This window comes from Moraxella sp. FZFQ2102, from assembly GCF_024137865.1.
In the GTDB taxonomy this organism is placed as follows: domain Bacteria; phylum Pseudomonadota; class Gammaproteobacteria; order Pseudomonadales; family Moraxellaceae; genus Moraxella.
Window position 1 is genome coordinate 58069 of sequence record NZ_CP099960.1, and the last position, 18771, is coordinate 76839.

Genomic DNA, 18771 nt, shown 5'->3' on the forward strand with positions numbered 1-18771 from the left:
AAGCCTTTGGGGTGTTTTATTCATCCAAATGCCGCCCTATCCATCAATCTCAAACGCTTGATAAATCGCATCATCTAGTCTATCCACGGCAATGATGGTGATGCCTGCAAACTGACGACTGCCTGCTTGTGGTGCGTTGGCTCTGGGGACGATGGCATGGGTAAAGCCGTGTTTCATGGCTTCTTTTAGGCGTTCTTGACCGTTTGGCACAGGGCGAATCTCCCCTGACAGACCCACTTCACCAAATACGCACAGACGATTTGGCAATGCTTTTTCACGGATGCTGGATGCACAGGCGAGCAATACCGCCAAATCCGAACCTGTCTCCATCACCTTGACACCACCGACGACATTGACATACACATCCATGCCACTGGTGTGAATACCACCATGACGGTGCATGACCGCCAAGAGCATAGACAATCTTTGATAATCAAGACCAAGCGCCATGCGTCGTGGCTGAGCCTGCGAACTATCCACCAATGCCTGCACTTCAACCAGTAACGGTCGAGTGCCTTCACGACTGACCATCACCACCGACCCTGCAATCGGCTTATCATAGCGACTCAAAAAAATCGCCGACGGGTTGGCAACTTCTTTTAGCCCCGTATCTGTCATGCCAAAAATACCCAGTTCATTAACCGCCCCAAAACGGTTCTTCACCGCACGAATCATACGAAAGCGACTGTCCGACTCCCCTTCAAAATACAGCACCGTATCCACCATATGCTCAAGCACACGAGGTCCAGCCAGCGCCCCTTCTTTGGTCACATGACCCACCAAAAACAGCGCTGTGCCTGTCTGCTTGGCATAGCGAGTCAAAATCGCCGCCGACTCACGAATCTGCGCCACACCCCCAGGTGCGGACTGTATCATCTCAGTAAATAGTGTCTGAATCGAGTCAATCACCGCAATCGCTGGCTGCTCTGCGGTCAACGCCATGCAGATGGTATCAACATTGGTCTCAGCCAGCACTCGCAGGCGGTCAGTCGGTAAGCCCAATCGCTTGGCGCGCATCGCCACCTGCGACAGACTCTCTTCACCAGTGATATAAAGCGCAGAACCTGATAGACTGTCACTTGCTGCCATATTAATGGCAGTTTGCAATAAAATCGTCGATTTGCCAATCCCTGGATCACCGCCAATCAGCACCACCGACCCTGCCACAAGTCCACCGCCCAGCACACGGTCAAACTCGCCAATCCCTGTCGGCATCCGAGTCTCCAGCGTCACGCCAACATTGTCCAGCGTCATCACGCCACTGGTTGCCCCTGCATAGTTGGCAGTCTTACGAGGAGCAGCTACTGTACTGCTTGATTTTTTGGTGTGATGTGGTAAGACAGTGTTGGATGCTTCAATCAGTGTATTCCACTCTCCGCAGTCGGTACATTGCCCTGCCCATTTGCCATACATCGCACCGCAATTTTGGCAGACATAGCTAGATTTGGCCTTTGCCATGAGATTTTTCCTATGGTAAATCAATGATAAATTGGCAAATTGTAGCATTTTTAGGGATTTTTGGACAAGGTTTTACATAGCACAGCCCAAACAAAAAAAGCCCAAATCCGTGATTTGAGCTTTTTGCCTAATTCAGGTGTCAGCGATTTAGCTATAATGCACCGGCTCTTCGTCATAGACGTGTGCGTGCCAAAAATTCGCCTGACGCTGAACCACACTTGCGATCGCTGCATGAATCATGGCTTGTCCGACCATGCGCACATCCATACCAAGCATTTCTTTAACTTTATCCGAAAACTCGATACTCACAAGCATCTCATCACTACCCATCTCTCGCAGCACCATCACGCCTTGCTCATTTTCGACAAATTCCAGCATCGTTTCTTGCGCAAGCTGACGATTTCTTGATTTGCCTTTGGTTTGTGTGTCGGACTTTTTACGGCGTGTGCGTTTTTTGGGTGCGCCGGTTTCTGCCTGAGACTGCTCTGCTTTGACATCAGTATCGACATCGGAAGCAGTATTTTCGCCATCAGCGACTTTTTTACGACGCGTGCGTTTTTTTGGTGTAGTTTCGGCTTGATCAGCGCCCGCTAAAGCTGATTGATCATTTTGTGCTGCATTAGCATCAGTATCAGCAGTTTTTTTGCGTCGCGTACGGCGTTTTTTTGGTGCATCATTGGCAGCCAAAGGCGATGGCACGCCAAGCTCTTCTGCCATTTTCTCGACAATCTGTGGATCAATGCGTTCAGCGATCGCCATCGCCAGTGCATCGGTGACTTTAGGATTGGCACCAAACTCCATTTCCATAAAAAACAACTCATGCAGCACCGCTAGCGCGTCATCATCGCTCAGATCTGCACTGCACAAATCACTGATCATCTGCAGACGCTCAGCGATGGTTAAGTCTTGCCATTCTTGTAATTGTTCGGTATTGTACATATCTTTGTTGTTTTTCCTAGCCAATTTATCCTATTTATAAGGCTTATTTTGAGATTTTCAAGCTCATCGCCAATAGCGAAGCTTAGCCATCATAAATAAAAACGCCACAAACATCCCCAGATAATACGCCATCTTGACATCAAAGCTGTCATCGCGCCACTTCATCGGCATGGCAACAAGCGCAGTAAAAGCAGGAATGATGATCAAACAAACCAGCCAATTTTCTAGTACGTGCAGCCACCCTTCTAGTCCACCATAACGCAGACCCGACAGCCCAATCAGCAGACAGGCGATAATTAATAATAAAATCATACCCTTAGGAATGCCCTTAGGCGTGATAATATCAGGAATGAACTTGCTAAGCATCAGCTATACACCCCCATGATGGACAATAAGGCGACGGTGGATAATAGCCAGCCGAATGTCAATGCGTTGCGCGGATGGATATTTGTCTTACCCATTTTATTCAGTCCCACACTGCCAAGCCATATCAGCACAGGCACGCCGATAACAAAGCTTGGCACAACAACGGCAGCATGACGCATCACTTCACCGACATCATCGCCGAACATCAAGCGAAAGCCATAGCCTGCTATACTCAGCAAGATACTCGCCAAGCAAAGCCCGATGGTGAAACTCATCGGCACAACGCTTTTTTGCCCGCTCATCAAGCACCTACCTTGGCAAGCTCAGCACGCATCGCATCGATGACTGCTTTATAATCAGGCTGATTAAAAATCGCACTACCTGCAACAAACATATCCGCACCCGCTTCAGCGATCGCACGAATATTAGCAACATTGACACCGCCATCAACTTCTAGGCGAATATCACGACCGCTGGCATCGATACGCTGACGCACTTCTTTGAGTTTATTGAGCGTGCCATCGATGAATTTTTGACCGCCAAAGCCAGGGTTTACGCTCATCAGCAGAATTTGATCCACTTTATCAATGGTATAATCCAGATAATGTAGTGGCGTGGCAGGATTGAATACCAAGCCACACTTAGCGCCACCATCTTTGATCAGCTGCAAGCTGCGATCGATGTGCTGAGTCGCTTCGGGATGAAAGGTGATGATATCCGCTCCAGCTTTTAAAAACTCTTCAATCATACGATCCACAGGCGATACCATCAGGTGCACATCAATGGGCGCGGTAATGCCGTAGTCTTTGAGCGCTTGGCAAACCATCGCACCAAAGGTCAGATTGGGTACATAATGATTGTCCATGACATCAAAATGCACCACATCAGCACCAGCATCCATCACGGCTTTGACATCATCGCCCAGACGCGCAAAATCTGCTGATAAAATCGAAGGAGCAATCAAAAAAGGCTTGGTCATAATCAGTTTTCCAAAATAATGATAAATTTCGCTTATGATACCAAATTTATACCCAAACGAAAAGAAATTCAGCACAAACAAAAACGGCTTGGCAATGAGCCAAACCGTTTTCGTGTGTCATCGACGGATTATTTTGCTTGATAAGCAAGTTTCACACCTGCGATGAAGCCGTCATTATCCGTGAATTCACCCACATGCGCGCCAGTCGGCAGCTGCGCGGTTGCATCACCGAATTTCAGATATTTACCGCCTACTGACACTGACCATTCTGGGGTCACATTATACTTAGCACCCAGACCAAAGCTCCAGTAGCCCTCGATTGGACCTAGAGAAGTTGCAGGGTTGCCTGCGCCTGAGTCATAGCCCACTGCACCTGATACTGCCAGTTTGTCGCTTAGCTTTTTACCCAAGCCCACTTCAGCTGACCATTGGTCTTTTGAATAGCTCACGATTGGCAAGCCATTTGGATAAGCGGTTGGGTTAGACATACGCGCTGCATCTGAATAAGTTGGCGGCGTGATGTTAAAGTCTGACCATGGCACATAGCGTACTTTGGCAGTCAATAGCGTGGTTGGATTGACACCTGTTTGGAAGTCAAGGTTTACTGACTCTGGTAGTTTTACTTTAAAGTTACGACCTGTGGTTGGCTCGATACCGCGCAATGCCAAGTTCGGGAAAGTTTCAGCCATGTGCGTTTCGTGCTCGATCTCAGAGCGATAAGTCAGTGCTGCTTTTAGAGCGATCTCAGGCTTGCTATAAGCAATACCTGCTACCCAACCCACATCAGTATCAGTACTCATGCGTGCATCATAACCTTGTGCACCTTGATAAGTCACACCGCGCAGATGTACTCGACCATTTAGGCGTTGAATCGCTGGACCGCCGTAGATTTGGAAATTGCGCTTTTCACCAAATTTGGCACCAACCAAAGCAGTCACATTATTGGTGCGAATCTCAACATTGGTGCCCTCCCCATCTAGTGCTGCGGCATTATTTGCTACAGTATCAAGCTTTGCACCCGCATCAGCAAGATCCTTAACAATCGCTGGATTGCTCAATGCAACTTGCAATCCAGCTTGCTGCGCAACAGGAAGGCTTGCAATTGCTGGGTATTGTGCTAATAGTGTAGGGTTTTTTAATGCAGCTGCAAGCATCTTGGCTTTTTCGGGCGTATCAATAGAATCAGCCAATTGTCCAGCCACTGCCTTAAGAGAATCTGGCAATGCTGTATTTGCCAATTCCCCCTTAATCAACGCAACACCTGCCACCGTTGCACTATTGCCATTCGCTACAAAGTTATTATCGCCATGATATTGTACCGCTGCACCAAATGGCTCATCATACAGCACACCGACACTAAAGCGATCATTGATATCGCCTTTGACACCGAAACGGAAAAAGTCATACGCTTCAGCCGCGTCACCCACACTGTTACCACTGGTGTCTTTACCAGTCACATCAGCGTCGATATAGGTATAAACCGCTTCCGCATAAGTGCCATCTTGTAAAAATGCAGTCACATCTTGACCTGAACGATCTAAGCCTGCCGCTTGGGCGGTGGTCGCTGCCAATCCTGCAACGACAGCCAGGCTTAGTGCTTTATAGCCAAATGATACAGTCATATTAATCTCCAATAAAAGTTCCCTAAAAACAAAACGCGCCATATTCCTTTAGTTCGGCAGCCGTCTTGTCTTTCGTATATTAAAACAAAACAAAACGCAACACAAGCGAAAAAATGCACAAATTCAAGAAATAGTTTGATATTTTTGAATACTGATTCGTCATTGCTCGCGATTTGGACGCCATCACTTATGCGCAGCTTATGTATATTAATAATGCGGCGGCTTATCAGCAAGCAGATCAAATGGTGCAATGCCCACTTCATCTTTGGCGGTTACTTGCTGATACACAAGGCGCAATTGGTCTTGTAAATCGGTCAATTGGCGGTCTTGGCGCGCGATGACATCGTTAAGCTTATCGCACATATCTTCCAAAAAACTGATACGCGTCTGCAGCTCTATCAGCGCGTCTTCTACACTGTGATCAGCATGGGTTGTCTTTGGCATAAATTACTCTGATAAATGACTTTTAAACACCACTAAAGGCGAAAACATGGGTAAATTGACCGCTTATTTTACGCTATTTTGCACAAAATCGTCACAATTTTTCGCACAAATCACCGCCAAAGTTTGATATGATAAAAGGTTGAACGACAATTTTTATAAATTATGACGATTGATTAATTATTATGGCACTGATTCAATTAAAAAATATCCATTTGGCTTTTGGAGTTGCGCCGATTTTAGATGGCGTGAATTTTAGCCTTGAGCCGTTTGAACGCGTGTGTTTGATTGGACGAAATGGCGAAGGCAAATCGACGCTGTTTAAGCTCATCACAGGGGAGCTGCATGCGGATGATGGTGAAGTTTTGATTAAAGATGGCACAAAAATTGCCATGCTTGCCCAAGATGTCCCCAATCAATCAGCGCGCGTCTTGGATGTGGTGATGGGTGGCAATCCACAAATCGCCGATGCGCTCAAAGCCTATCATGCGGCGAGCGATGCGTGCGGCCTTGGTGATAACAAGGCTTGTGATGAGATGAGTCATCTACAGCATACTTTAGATGTGCTACACGGTTGGGACTTTGAACGAAAAGCGCGCGCCATCATTGATAGCATGGGGCTTGATGCCGATGCTGAGCTGTCAGAATTATCAGGTGGTCGTAAGCGCCGTGTACTATTGGCTCGCGCGCTGGTTACCGAGCCTGATGTGCTACTGCTTGATGAACCGACCAACCATCTCGACATCGAAAGCATCAATTGGCTAGAAGATTTCTTATTAAACGAACGCTTAACAGTGCTATTCATCACCCACGATCGTAAATTCGTCGATAAACTTGCCACGCGCATCATTGAGCTTGATCGTGGTCAGCTGTCAAGCTACGATGTCAATCAAGGCTCAGGCGGCTATACACGCTACCAAGAGCTTAAAGAACAAGAGCTTGCCAGTGAACAAAAAAGCTTTGCTGAATTTGATAAAAAACTTGCCCAAGAAGAAGCGTGGATTCGTCAAGGTATCAAGGCACGCCGTACTCGCAACGAAGGTCGCGTCCGCGCTTTAAAGGCAATGCGTGAAGAGCGCAAAGCACGCCGTGATGTCGTCGGCAATGTCAGCCTTGCCCAAAATACCGCTGAAAAATCAGGCAAAATCATCTGTGAAGTCAATCACTTAACGCTAGAATACGACAATAAAATTCTGCTCAAAGAATTTAGCACCCTGCTACTTCGTGGCGATAAAGTCGGTATTATCGGCAAAAACGGCGTGGGCAAAACCACTTTAATCAAGACCATCTTAGGACTTGATGAATCAGCGATCAAGGCCGGCAAGATCAAGCTTGGCACGAATCTGAACATCGCTTTTTTTGATCAGCTCAAAGATGATCTTGACCCTGAAAAATCCGTGGCGGACAATGTCTCTGAAGGCTCAGACCATGTCGAAGTCGCGGGTCGTAAGACACATATTTTAGGCTATCTACAAGATTTTCTATTCACACCGAACCGCGCTCGCACCCCTGTCAAAGCACTATCAGGCGGCGAAAAAGCGCGCGTTCTACTTGCCAAACTCTTGCTACAGCCTGCCAATGTACTGGTGCTTGACGAGCCGACCAATGACCTTGACATGGCGACGCTTGAGCTATTAGAAGACTTTGTGGTGAATTTTGAAGGCACGGTGCTACTCATCAGCCACGATCGCGCCTTTATGGACAATGTGGTGACACAGACTTGGGTCTTTGACACTGATAAGCACGGCGATGGCGTGGTGCGCGAATATGTCGGCGGTTATGAAGATTATTTGGTGCAGCATGAGCGGTTTTTGGCAGCCAATCCCAAGCCTGCCAAACTAGCGGATAAAACTGAAGCAAAACCCGACAGCCAAACTGCAGCCCCCAAACCTGCTGCCAAAGCCGACACCACCCAAAAGCGTAAGCTGTCTTATAAAGAGCAGCGCGAACTTGACAGCCTGCCTGATGAGATCGCCGCGCTAGAAGCTGAACAAGCCGAACTTTCTACCAAATTAGAAGATGGCAGCTGGTTCACCACCGACCTTGCAGCAGCGACGGCAGCAAGCAAGCGATTGGGCGCGATTGATGAAGAATTACTTCACAAACTAGAACGCTGGGACGAACTTGAGAGCATTGCAAAATGAGCTGCGGATCTACAAATTCATGCGGTAATACCCCGACGCCCACATCGACCAAAGGCGCGGTAAAGCTGACGGACAATCACAAGCAAACCAACCTTGCCAAGCCATTGCCGTTTCAGTGGTCGTTTTTGCACCCGCGCTATTGGGGCATTTGGTGCGCGATGCTACTGCTTTTGCCTTTGATTTATCTGCCGCTGCGCGTGCAGTTTATGATCGGTAAAGCCATCGGCAAGCTTGTGCATCGCCTTGCCAAACGCCGCGTCACGGACACGATGACCAATCTGCGCCTAGCTTTTCCCAATAAAAGCGATGATGAACGCGCGCAAATCACCCGCCAAGTGTTCATCAATCAAGGCATCGGTATCTTTGAAAGCCTATGTGCTTGGTATCGCCCGAATGTCTTTATCAAAAGCTTTAGCATCTCAGGTCTGCAGCACCTAGTACGTGCGCAGCAGGACGGCAAAGCGGTGATTTTGTTAGGCGGACACTATACCACGCTTGATCTGGGCGGTCGTTTATGCACGCAGTTTTTTGGTGCAGATTGTGTGTATCGCTGCCAAAATAATCCACTGTTTGAGTGGTTTATTTATAACGCGCGTCGTCGGATTTTTGATGAGCAAATCTCAAGCCGCGATATGAAAAAGCTGATTTCACGCATCAAAGCTGGTCGCGTGATTTGGTACTCACCTGATCAAGATTTTGGGCTAGAAAATGGTGTGATGGCGACATTTTTTGGCGTACCTGCCGCGACCATCACCGCACAGCGCCGCCTTGCCAAGATGGGTGATAAAGCCAATCCGCCTGCGGTGCTGATGATGGATATGGTGCGCCAAACGCCCGATCACATTCCATCAGGTCGCCGTCCGCATTATCACATCAGCCTAAGCCCTGCACTGACTGATTATCCATCGGCGGACGAAGTGGCAGATGCCGAACGCGTCAATCGTTTGATTGAACAGAATATCTTAAAAGATATCAGCCAGTGGATGTGGTTTCACCGCCGCTACAAGAACCAAGCCGATGGCACAAAATATTATTCATGATTGATTGTATATTTTAAATTATTTATAAATAAACTTAGGAGAACACTATGTTTCGCACACTTTTGGGTGGTAAAATTCACCGCGCTACCGTCACCGAAGCCAATTTAAATTATGTCGGTAGCATCACCATTGATGTCGATTTGCTAGATGCTGCTGGGATTTTGGTCAATGAAAAGGTGAGCATCGTCAATAATAACAACGGCGAACGCTTTGAAACTTATACCATCGCAGGCGAACGCGGCAGCGGCGTGGTATGTCTAAATGGTGCAGCCGCGCGCAAGGTACAAGCAGGCGATATCGTCATCATCATGTCTTATGTGATGATGAGTGATGAACAAGCACAGACTCATAAGCCCAATGTTGTCTTGGTCGATGGGCATAACCACATCACATCAGTGATGCATTACGAGCCTGCCAATACAGTTTGGTAATTATTTAAATTTGGTAAATAATGTATTATGTCAAAACTTTTGCACAAATTGGCAGTCGGTCTAAAAACTCACCCCTATGAGAGCGAAGTTCCGACACCCCAAGAAATCTTTGAGCGTGCATCTAAGGTGATCTTGCACCAAGATACTGCACTCAAACAGCTTGCCAGTGCGATCCATACGCAGTTATTAGCCATCGAAAATCAACAAAAATACAACGCCCGCTGGCTGTTATATGATCAGCTTCGGACGCAAAAAGACAAGTTGGAGCTATCAGGTGATGCCACGCGCTATTCACCACCCAGGCCCACTGGCACAAAGCAGCCGCCGATCTTCTTGACAGGCGGTACAGGTAGCGGCAAGACGCATTTGGTCAAGCAGCTGTGCCAAATGTTTGACATCAATTTTATCATCGTCGATTCTACCCATCTCAGCCCTGCCAGCTATCGCGGCACAAACTTGGTGCATGTCGGCAAACGGCTAAAAGCGATGGCTGAGAATGACGCTGTCAAGCTGCGCCACTCCGTGGTGTTCTTTGATGAATTTGATAAACTTTTCGCCACAGATGCCAGAGATCAGCATGGACAATATCGACGAACTTTGGCGATGGAAATGTTAAGTATTATTGAAGGAACAGCACCTTTTCCTACAGATGATAACGCATCTTTTGACAGCTCAAATCTGCTGTTCATTCTAGGTGGTAGCTTTGCACAGCACTTCAGACCGAACCAAAGCATCGGCTTTACCCAAGAGATCGCCGCACCCAGTGATGGCAAAAAATTCGTCCCCACAAGCCTGAAAAGCCTTGCAGAGTTTGGCTTGCCTGATGAGTTGATCGGTCGCATGGGCAAGATCATCATCATGAGTCCGCTTGATCACAGTATGCTCACGGACATCTTTTTAAACAGTCCGATATCGCCTTTTGTACAAGTACAAACTCAGCTTAAGCGGTATAATTGTAAATTAGTATTGGCAGATGATTTTTTAGATTTATTGATTAAAAACAACCAAAAATCCATCGATCAGTTTGGTGTGCGCGGGCTGTACCAAAGCTTTACCAATCTAGATCAGCTAAGCGAAATACTATATCAAGCCGCCAGCCAAAAAGACATCGATGAGACACGCTGCTATTATCTGATGATTGATGATTATGATTGTTTTTATGAAATTGATGACTATGATGAAGTCATTGATCCAGACACGCTGGCACAAGTCGAACATATCATTGAGCTGAATAGCTATCGCATTTCAGATCCTGATGATGATATTCCGTTTTAAGACCGATTTTAAGATTGCTTAGTGCGGTAGATTATCGCGTTATTTTGCAGCCATGACCAAATCCGCCATAATACGCGCATCATGCGTGTCCAATGCTTGTAAGCCTGCCACCACACCTGCCCGATTTTCATCAGACTTATTTTGACTCAGTTTAAAAGCCGCCTTGATATCAACGATATCAAACTCAATCGCTACCAATGCCTTGCACATGGTTTGGATAAAATCATCAGGCGCATCACTCAGCTGCCACGGCTGATGATCGAGTACTTGATTGGCAAGCTTTTCTTCAAAAAAGTCCGTTGTCTTTGCCAAGATTTCTACCGCACCCACGCCATCGACTATCTTTGGCTGTGCGGTGATATGCACCGCTTGATAATTATAAGTCGGTACTTCTTTATGGCTGACTGCCTTGGATGGGTACCAGTTGGCACTGATATAGTGACTAGCACCAGTGAACACGATGAGCCAAGGCGTATCAAGGTGTCGCCACATTGGATTGGCTCTGGCGATATGCGTAATCAGCCGCTCACCCTGCTCATCGTTTAGATACAGTACAGGCACATGGCTTGCCACAGGTACGCCATTGGCACTTGTGATGATGGTTGCCAATGGGTGATTTTTGATCAAATCAACAATAGCTGATTGATCAGTTTGGCTAAATGATCTTGGAATAAACATCACCATTCCATTTTTAGTCTAATAAAAAAGCCGCGACTTGTCTTAATCCTTGAAGATCATGATTTTTGAACGGTAGGCGTGCACTGTTTGGCTGCCACTTGCCATCGACACACACTGCCAAGATGTCCAAATCCATCGCCACTTGATAATCGTACTCGGCGCATTTTTTGGCTGGATCACGACCGCATAGCCGCTCGATGGTTTTAAGCTTAATTTCTATGTCTGTATAATTAACAGGCTGTGTAAGTACAATATACGCACAAGAATTATGATAGATGCGTTTACTGCGCCCTGTGAAATCGCGCCCTGATATTATATCAGACATCATTACCTTCCCAAGCTGACTGAGCGCATCGGTTGCACAGGCAAAAGCTGCTTCGGCATCATGATTACTACCAAGCGCGATGACGATTTCGCTGACCTGCTTATCGCTCATACAGCTGCCTTGCGGACGATTTTTACACCGACACTTTTGGCGTCCTTGATGGCGTTCGGCTTATGGATGATGAGCGTGATTTGACTGCATGGATAATGGCGTAGTACATGATCGGCAATCTTATCTGCTAAGGTCTCAAGCAGCTCAGCCTGAATCTCGTGGCATAGCCGCTCCATGTCTTCACAGACGGTTTTATAATTGATCACATGCGCCACATCATCATCCTTGATGGCGCGCGTCATGTCACAGACCATCTCAGCATCGATGATCAGCTGCTGTTTGATGGCGCGCTCCCACGAATACACGCCGATCAAAGTGTTAATTTGCAAACCTTCAATAAAAACAATATCACTCATCTGTCATCCTGGCGTCGATTTGCGTTGTTTGTTCAGCAAATCCACACTAAAAATTAATAATGCCAACCAAATCAGACCAAATACCACGATATTTTGGAGCGTAAATGGCTCTTGGTACAAAAACACCGCCAATAAAAATACAATACTTGGCGTTAAATATCCCATGAAGCTTAGTAAAGTAAAACTTACCATCTTGGTGGATTTATTATAAAGCAATAGCGGAATCAGCGTGATCGGCCCTGAAAGCATCAATAACCAAATGTCATGCGACAGCCACAAATCAAGGCTTGAGCTTGCCACGCCTGCTTGCGACAGCCACAACAGACAAATCGGTAACAGCAGCGCCGTCTCAAGAAACAAGCCATCAATGGCATCAAACGGTGTCTGCCGCTGCAAAATCCCATAGATGCTAAAGCTTAATGCCAGAAGCAAACTCACCCACGGCAAGCCGCCAAGCCACACTACCTGGATGCCAACCGCGATGGCGGCAAGCAGCACGGCGATTTTTTGTAGTTTTCTTAATTTTTCTTTCAAAAAAACCAATGATAACGCCACGCCCATCAGCGGATTAATAAAATAGCCAAGACTGGCTTCCAGCACTTGATCGTGCGTCACCGCCCACACATAAGTCAGCCAATTGGTCCCAATGAGCAGTGCAGCAATGAAAGTCAAAGCAAGCCACTTGGGATTGTGGCGAATCACCCCAAGCCATGCCGTGCGACGCGTAACCAGTAAAAATACCGCAAGCAGCACAAAAGTCCACACCACGCGATGCACGATGACTTCGACGGCATCATACGCGCTTAAGTGCTTAAAATATAAAGGAAAATTACCCCAAATTAAAAACGCCGCCAACGCAGTCACAACCCCTTGCGTGGTTATGGTGACGATTTTGGCGGTTTGGGACATTGCTTTTTCCTTTTGGCAAATGACTTAGAATAATTTGCAAATTTTATAGCCAAATAAATTTGAAATAAGACAAGGCAAACGAGCAAAGTTGTACAAGCAGTACTACAAGCGAGTTTAACGCAAGTATTATTTCAAAGTTTTAGGCTATAAAGAAATCAAACGACAACGCCAACCAAGTATAAGCCATTAGGCGTTGTCTCGTTTAGCACCACTAAGTGCCATTTAGCACTGCAACGATGAATTATTTTACATCAATTGACAAGCCCACGCCATTGGCAAGCTCAGCAAAGTTTGGAAAACTGGTATTGACCGTCTCAGTACCTTGGATGATAATCTCATCAGATGCACGAGCTGACGCCACCGCAAAGCTCATGGCGATACGATGGTCATGATGCGACTCAATCACACCACCGCCAAAGATGGCATTGCGCTCGCCTGCCACACCACGACCTTGGATGATGATACCATCTTCTAGGACAGTTGATTCTACACCCAAAGTCGCCAAACCATCTGCCATCACTGCAATACGGTCAGATTCTTTGACTCTGAGCTCTTTTGCACCAGTCAGCTTGGTTGTACCTGTGGCACAGCTGGCCGCGACAAACAGCACAGGAAATTCATCAATCGCTAGTGGCACGAGATGCTCAGGAATATCAATGCCGTGCAAATCCGATGGCTTAACAGTAATATCGGCGATTGGCTCGCCGCCGACGATGGTTTCGTTGGTCACAGTGATGTCAGCACCCATCAGTTTTAGGATATCGATCACACCAGTACGAGTTGGATTCATGCCGACTTTTTGGATGGTCAAGCCATCACCGCCACCGATTGCACCCAGCACCATAAAAAATGCCGCACTTGAGATATCAGCAGGCACGATGATATCCGTCGCTGTCAAGCGTCCACCACCTGTCACCGTGATGACATTACCATCAGTATGTACAGGATAACCAAAGGCGTTCAGCATACGCTCGGTATGGTCACGGCTGACTTCAGGCTCACGGATAGTGGTCGTGCCATTTGCCCAAAGTGATGCCAAAATCAAGCATGACTTAATCTGTGCTGATGCCACAGGCAAGGTATAATCAATGGCTGTTAATGACTGCGAACCCGTGATTGATAACGGTGCTGTGCCTTTTTCGCCCGTCGATTGGATCACGGCACCCATCTCACGCAGTGGCTTTGCGACACGCTCCATCGGACGCTTAGATAGGCTTACATCCCCAGTCATGACGCTGTCAAAACGCTGAGCAGACAAAATCCCTGCCAACAGACGCATACTTGTGCCTGAATTACCCATATACAACGGCTCTTTTGGTGCTTGTAAGCCATCGATACCCACGCCATGAATGGTGACTTTATCGCCATCGCGTTCGATTTTGACACCCATATTAGCAAATGCCTGTAAGGTCGCCAGTGCATCTTCACCTTGCAAAAAACCGCTCACATGAGTCACGCCATCGGCAAGCGAGCCAAACATGATACTGCGATGTGAAATGGATTTATCCCCTGGTACGGTGATGGTACCTGCAATGTGGCTTTGGGGGCGGATATGGTAGCTTTGACTCATAATCGTGTCCTTGATGGCATCGGTTGTGATGATGCTATTGGGTTTGTGTGTGGATTTTTTGGCAAGCATATGCCCAAAATGACGGCGTGCATGGCGAGAGGTCGCCAGCCAATTAAGTAATTTTTCTGAATTTTGTGTCTCGATAATTTCTTTAAATTCGTTCAGATGCTGTTGAAACTCATCTAGAGAGTTGAGCAGTGCTGATTTATTGGCAATAAAAATATCATGCCACATCACAGGATGACTGGCGGCAATGCGACTAAAGTCACGAAAGCCCCCTGCGGCATAACGAAAAATATCCAAATTATCATCATGGCTTGCCAACTGATGCGTCAAGCTAAACGCCAATAAATGCGGCAAATGACTGGTATAAGCCAAAATCTCATCATGACGCTTGGCATCCATCTCGATGACATCCGCACCCACGCCCTGCCATAGCTGACGCAGTTTGGAAAGTTGTGTCAAATCCGTACTGTCCGTCGGGCATAGTATCAGCTTATGCTGTACAAACAGCTCGCCATTTCGGGCATGAAAGCCTGAGTTCTCAGCACCTGCAATCGGATGTCCACCGATAAAATGATGATGAGCGCCAAAAACTTCATCAGCAAGTGCTGCAACACTTTGCTTAGTGCTACCAACATCACTGATTAGACAGTCTGCATCCAAGACGCCTGAATCCATCGCCGATTTGAGCGAGTGCATCACAGATGCCATCGCCTTGACAGGTACAGCAATCACCACGATATCCGCACCCTTGACGGCTTCGCCAATCTGAGTGCTACCATCAGCAATCACACCGGCATTGATGGCATCTTTGATGCTTGTGGCGTTGGTATCCATTGCGGTGATTTTGCCGACGAGCGGTGTGCTGCGACGCTGATTGGCATTATGCACCGCTTGCACCAACGACGCACCAATCAGCCCAAGCCCAATCACGCACAGATGGGCAAACAGTGGCTTTGTCATCTCATCCATTGGCGATATTTCCCGATTTGACTGATGATAATTTGCATTAAAATAATCACTCAATTCTTAACAAAAGCTAAGAGATATCATCAATTATAATACAGCTTTTGGATAAGAACCCAACACACGCAAATCCTTGACCAATGGGCGAATATCTTCGATAGCAGCAGCCACATGATCATCACTGATATGGCCATTCATATCAATAAAGAACACATAAGCCCACTTGTTCGGACGCTCTGGACGAGTCTCGATACTGGTCATCGATACACCATGACGACGCAGCGGCTCAAGAATCTCAATCAATGCACCTGCTTTATCAGGACTTGAGACCATGATGGATGTCTTATCCGCACCGGACGCACCGACATCTTCACGACCAATAATCAAAAATCTCGTGGTGTTATTTGGATTGTCTTCGATATTTTCGTGTAGCTTGTGTAGGCCGTATTCTGCCACTGCCACATCCCCTGCAATAGCAGCTGAATGCCATTCATTTTGGATACGGCGAGCCGCTTCGCCATTACTTGATACAGCGATACGCTCCACACTTGGGAAATTGACATCCAGCCAATGACGACATTGTGCCAAGGCTTGCTGATGCGCATAGATACAGCTTAGATTTTTGACTTTGGTGTGTTCAGCGACCAAAAAATTATGATGGATAGGCAGCTCCACTTCTCCGATAATTTTTAGGCTAGAGCCAAGGAATGCATCTAAGGTATGATTGACCACACCTTCTGATGAGTTCTCAACTGGCACGACGCCATACATCGCACTGCCTGATTCAACTTCACGAAACACATCCGTGATGGTGGCAAGTGATACGGTGGTCGCCGCCTTGCCAAAATGCTTCAGCGCTGCTGCATGAGTGAATGTACCCACAGGCCCTAGATATGCCACTTTTTGTGGTGCTTCTAGCTCAAGGCATACCGACATGATTTCACGGAATAAGCGAGCCATCTTCTCGCCTGATAATGGGCCTTCGTTACGCGCCATCACCGCTTTTAGCACTTGGGCTTCACGCTCAGGACGATAAAAAATCGGATGATCTTCATGGTTCTTTTTGGCGATGGCGACTTTTTGGGCGACTTTTGCACGCTCATTGATCAAGGTCTGAATTTGTTCGTCGATGCTATCAATTTGATTGCGGTAGCTTTTGATTTCGTCTGTATTAATCGGCAAGGTTGGCATTTCGCTCATGACAGCTTCCTTTTTAAATCAACATAAATATGTCAATGATACACGATTTTTATGTTTTGGTGTAGTGATTTTGGCAAACTTTCTTTTATAATCGTTTTCGCCGATACGACAGCGCACCACGGCGATACAAAGGTGTTATTCAATCGATTGATATAAGAATTGACTGCCAATCATATCAAAACCAGTAGCGAAAATCGCCCAAATGTGCTACTTTTAACCCACCTTTAGACCATTGAGATTTTTTATGAATAGCTTAGAACAATTATCACAGCTCACCACCATCGTCGCCGATACCGGTGATCTATCTGCCATTGCCCGCCTAAAGCCTGTTGATGCCACCACCAATCCAAGCCTGATTACTGCTGCCTTTGCCAGCGGCGAACATGATGAATTATTAAGCCAAATCAAGGGCTTGGATACTGATACCGCCATCGATACGCTGACCGTGGCACTGGGTCATCAGATCAGCACTCTGATCCAAGGCCGTGTCTCTACCGAAGTGGATGCACGCCTATCGTTTGACACCGATGCCACCATCGCCAAAGCTTATGATTATATCGATCGCTATGCCAAACTTGGCGTCGATAAAGAGCGAGTACTGATCAAAATCGCATCCACTTGGCAAGGTATCAAAGCCGCCGAACAGCTTGAAAAACAAGGCATTCACTGCAACCTAACTCTGCTATTTACTGAAGCCCAAGCCCGTGCGTGTGCGGATGCTGGCGTAACTTTAATTTCGCCATTTGTCGGTCGCATCACCGATTGGCAAAAAGCACACGAAAACCGCCAAGACATTGCCATCAACGATGATATGGGCGTAAACTCTGTAAAGTCGATTTATCAATTTTATAAATCACACGGCTACCACACCCAAGTGATGGGGGCAAGCTTTCGCAGTATCGAACAAATCATCGCTTTGGCAGGTTGTGATTTATTGACTATCTCACCTGCCCTACTCGATGAATTGGCAAACAGTCAACTACCTGTCACGAGACAACTTGCCCAAAATAGCGAAATCAGCACCAAGCCAACACTGCTGAGCCAAGCTGACTTTGAGCAAGCCCAAGACGCACATCCGCTAAATTCCCTGCTGATTAAGGGTATTGATGGCTTTGTCGCCGCTCGTGAAAAATTGGTCGAGCAGTTGGCAAGTTTATAAACCAAGCCAACTTCAAAACCGTTTGTGCTAACTAGTGCAAACGGTTTTTTCTTGATTTGGTAAATAGTCAATGATACTATTTTAATTATTTAGCCATCATAAGGAAATCATCATGCTAAAACCTGCTATCATTGCACTTGCATTATTAATCGCCACCAGTCCTGCTTTAGCAAAAGCACAAAAATTACCGTTTGTTGGGACAAGATATTTTAATTTTGCAGGTGGTATGGGTACGGAAGAAAGCATTACCATCACCAAAAAAGGCAATGTAACCATCAAATTATATGGCAAGTCAGCTATTGGCGTTCTTTATAAAGGCAAATACCAAAACCCTATCCCAATAGATGGTGGTGCTTATTACTATCAAATCAAAGGTAGTCAAATTCATATGCTGGACGAAAATAAAAAGCTTGAGTACGCCTGTCATGGCTTTGGCTTAGTTAATCCTGATAGTGAAGCCTGTATCGCTCATTTAAGTAAACCATAGTAAGAAAGTAAAAGTAAGAGAATTTTTTCCAAAACCAAAATTTTACTTGCAAAATTTCGATACATCTGTAAACTAATCATCTGATGATTGTTACCCAACATTGTGCCAGTCCAAGATTGGCACAATCAAGGCACTAAGGTGAATTATGAAAAAATATCAATGTATCGTCTGCGGCTGGATTTATGACGAAGAGCTTGGCTGTCCAGAAGAAGGTCTTGCCCCTGGCACTCGCTGGGAAGATATCCCAGAAGACTGGCTATGCCCTGAGTGCGGTGTCGGTAAAGCCGACTTTGAAATGGTCGAAATCTAATC

General features: G+C 46.6%; 20 protein-coding genes. 7 read left to right on the top strand and 13 right to left on the bottom strand.

Annotated features, from left to right (window positions below; all coding sequences use genetic code 11):
- Positions 1 to 36 precede the first annotated feature (36 nt).
- From radA to NGM44_RS00300, 7 genes are all read right to left on the bottom strand, one after another.
- Positions 37 to 1458, bottom strand: coding sequence for a DNA repair protein RadA (radA, locus tag NGM44_RS00270; RefSeq protein WP_253223702.1), 1422 nt, complete (start codon positions 1456 to 1458; stop codon positions 37 to 39).
- A gap of 147 nt (positions 1459 to 1605) precedes the next feature.
- Entirely contained in the window at positions 1606 to 2397 is a 792-nt protein-coding gene (locus NGM44_RS00275) for a hypothetical protein (protein ID WP_253223703.1), read from the bottom strand.
- 63 nt (positions 2398 to 2460) lie between these two features.
- Positions 2461 to 2763, bottom strand: a complete 303-nt coding sequence (locus tag NGM44_RS00280) for a hypothetical protein (RefSeq protein ID WP_253223704.1) — start codon at positions 2761 to 2763, stop codon at positions 2461 to 2463.
- On the bottom strand, positions 2763 to 3065 hold the full coding sequence (locus NGM44_RS00285) for a hypothetical protein (RefSeq protein WP_253223705.1): 303 nt from the start codon (positions 3063 to 3065) through the stop codon (positions 2763 to 2765). The genes NGM44_RS00280 and NGM44_RS00285 overlap by 1 nt, the downstream gene beginning before the upstream one ends.
- The gene (rpe, locus tag NGM44_RS00290; RefSeq protein ID WP_253223706.1) at positions 3065 to 3742 is read right to left on the bottom strand and encodes a ribulose-phosphate 3-epimerase; all 678 of its coding nucleotides are present in this window, start codon (positions 3740 to 3742) and stop codon (positions 3065 to 3067) included. Before rpe ends, NGM44_RS00285 begins: the two co-directional genes overlap by 1 nt.
- Before the next feature lie 128 nt (positions 3743 to 3870).
- Positions 3871 to 5364 carry an outer membrane protein transport protein gene (locus NGM44_RS00295; protein WP_253223707.1) on the bottom strand — a complete coding sequence of 498 codons (1494 nt, stop codon included), beginning with the start codon at positions 5362 to 5364 and terminating at the stop codon, positions 3871 to 3873.
- A 207-nt stretch (positions 5365 to 5571) separates the two neighbouring features.
- On the bottom strand, positions 5572 to 5808 hold the full coding sequence (locus tag NGM44_RS00300; protein WP_253223708.1) for a SlyX family protein: 237 nt from the start codon (positions 5806 to 5808) through the stop codon (positions 5572 to 5574).
- Positions 5809 to 5990: 182 nt separating this feature from the next.
- Between NGM44_RS00300 and NGM44_RS00305 the strand changes: the two genes are divergently transcribed.
- From NGM44_RS00305 to NGM44_RS00320, 4 genes are read left to right on the top strand one after another with little or no spacing between them, the layout of a single operon-like run.
- Positions 5991 to 7949, top strand: a complete 1959-nt coding sequence (locus tag NGM44_RS00305) for an ATP-binding cassette domain-containing protein (RefSeq protein ID WP_253223709.1) — start codon at positions 5991 to 5993, stop codon at positions 7947 to 7949.
- Positions 7946 to 8989: a lipid A biosynthesis acyltransferase gene (locus tag NGM44_RS00310; RefSeq protein WP_253223710.1), complete on the top strand. Its 1044-nt coding sequence runs from the start codon at positions 7946 to 7948 to the stop codon at positions 8987 to 8989. The genes NGM44_RS00305 and NGM44_RS00310 overlap by 4 nt, the downstream gene beginning before the upstream one ends.
- Before the next feature lie 47 nt (positions 8990 to 9036).
- Positions 9037 to 9420: an aspartate 1-decarboxylase gene (gene panD / locus NGM44_RS00315; protein WP_253223711.1), complete on the top strand. Its 384-nt coding sequence runs from the start codon at positions 9037 to 9039 to the stop codon at positions 9418 to 9420.
- Between the two features lie 27 nt (positions 9421 to 9447).
- Positions 9448 to 10695: an AAA family ATPase gene (locus tag NGM44_RS00320; RefSeq protein WP_253223712.1), complete on the top strand. Its 1248-nt coding sequence runs from the start codon at positions 9448 to 9450 to the stop codon at positions 10693 to 10695.
- A 39-nt stretch (positions 10696 to 10734) separates the two neighbouring features.
- Here the strand turns inward: NGM44_RS00320 and NGM44_RS00325 are convergent, their stop codons facing one another.
- The 6 genes from NGM44_RS00325 to pheA all read right to left on the bottom strand — a co-directional run bounded on the left by NGM44_RS00325 (position 10735) and on the right by pheA (position 16813).
- On the bottom strand, positions 10735 to 11373 hold the full coding sequence (locus NGM44_RS00325) for an FMN-binding negative transcriptional regulator (RefSeq protein ID WP_253223713.1): 639 nt from the start codon (positions 11371 to 11373) through the stop codon (positions 10735 to 10737).
- A 13-nt stretch (positions 11374 to 11386) separates the two neighbouring features.
- Positions 11387 to 11809: a 2-amino-4-hydroxy-6-hydroxymethyldihydropteridine diphosphokinase gene (locus NGM44_RS00330; RefSeq protein WP_253223714.1), complete on the bottom strand. Its 423-nt coding sequence runs from the start codon at positions 11807 to 11809 to the stop codon at positions 11387 to 11389.
- Entirely contained in the window at positions 11806 to 12165 is a 360-nt protein-coding gene (gene folB / locus NGM44_RS00335) for a dihydroneopterin aldolase (protein ID WP_253223715.1), read from the bottom strand. The genes NGM44_RS00330 and folB overlap by 4 nt, the downstream gene beginning before the upstream one ends.
- Positions 12166 to 12168: 3 nt before the next feature.
- On the bottom strand, positions 12169 to 13074 hold the full coding sequence (gene rarD / locus NGM44_RS00340) for an EamA family transporter RarD (RefSeq protein ID WP_253223716.1): 906 nt from the start codon (positions 13072 to 13074) through the stop codon (positions 12169 to 12171).
- Positions 13075 to 13315: 241 nt separating this feature from the next.
- The gene (locus NGM44_RS00345; protein ID WP_253223717.1) at positions 13316 to 15619 is read right to left on the bottom strand and encodes a bifunctional prephenate dehydrogenase/3-phosphoshikimate 1-carboxyvinyltransferase; all 2304 of its coding nucleotides are present in this window, start codon (positions 15617 to 15619) and stop codon (positions 13316 to 13318) included.
- Positions 15620 to 15703: 84 nt separating this feature from the next.
- A complete protein-coding gene (gene pheA / locus NGM44_RS00350) occupies positions 15704 to 16813 on the bottom strand; it encodes a prephenate dehydratase (protein ID WP_253223718.1) in 1110 nt (369 codons plus the stop codon).
- 244 nt (positions 16814 to 17057) lie between these two features.
- Between pheA and NGM44_RS00355 the strand changes: the two genes are divergently transcribed.
- The 3 genes from NGM44_RS00355 to rd all read left to right on the top strand — a co-directional run bounded on the left by NGM44_RS00355 (position 17058) and on the right by rd (position 18769).
- Positions 17058 to 17972: a transaldolase gene (locus tag NGM44_RS00355; RefSeq protein WP_253223719.1), complete on the top strand. Its 915-nt coding sequence runs from the start codon at positions 17058 to 17060 to the stop codon at positions 17970 to 17972.
- Positions 17973 to 18084: 112 nt separating this feature from the next.
- The gene (locus NGM44_RS00360; protein ID WP_253223720.1) at positions 18085 to 18459 is read left to right on the top strand and encodes a hypothetical protein; all 375 of its coding nucleotides are present in this window, start codon (positions 18085 to 18087) and stop codon (positions 18457 to 18459) included.
- A gap of 145 nt (positions 18460 to 18604) precedes the next feature.
- On the top strand, positions 18605 to 18769 hold the full coding sequence (gene rd / locus NGM44_RS00365; protein WP_078253585.1) for a rubredoxin: 165 nt from the start codon (positions 18605 to 18607) through the stop codon (positions 18767 to 18769).
- The last annotated feature ends 2 nt before the right edge of the window (positions 18770 to 18771 follow it).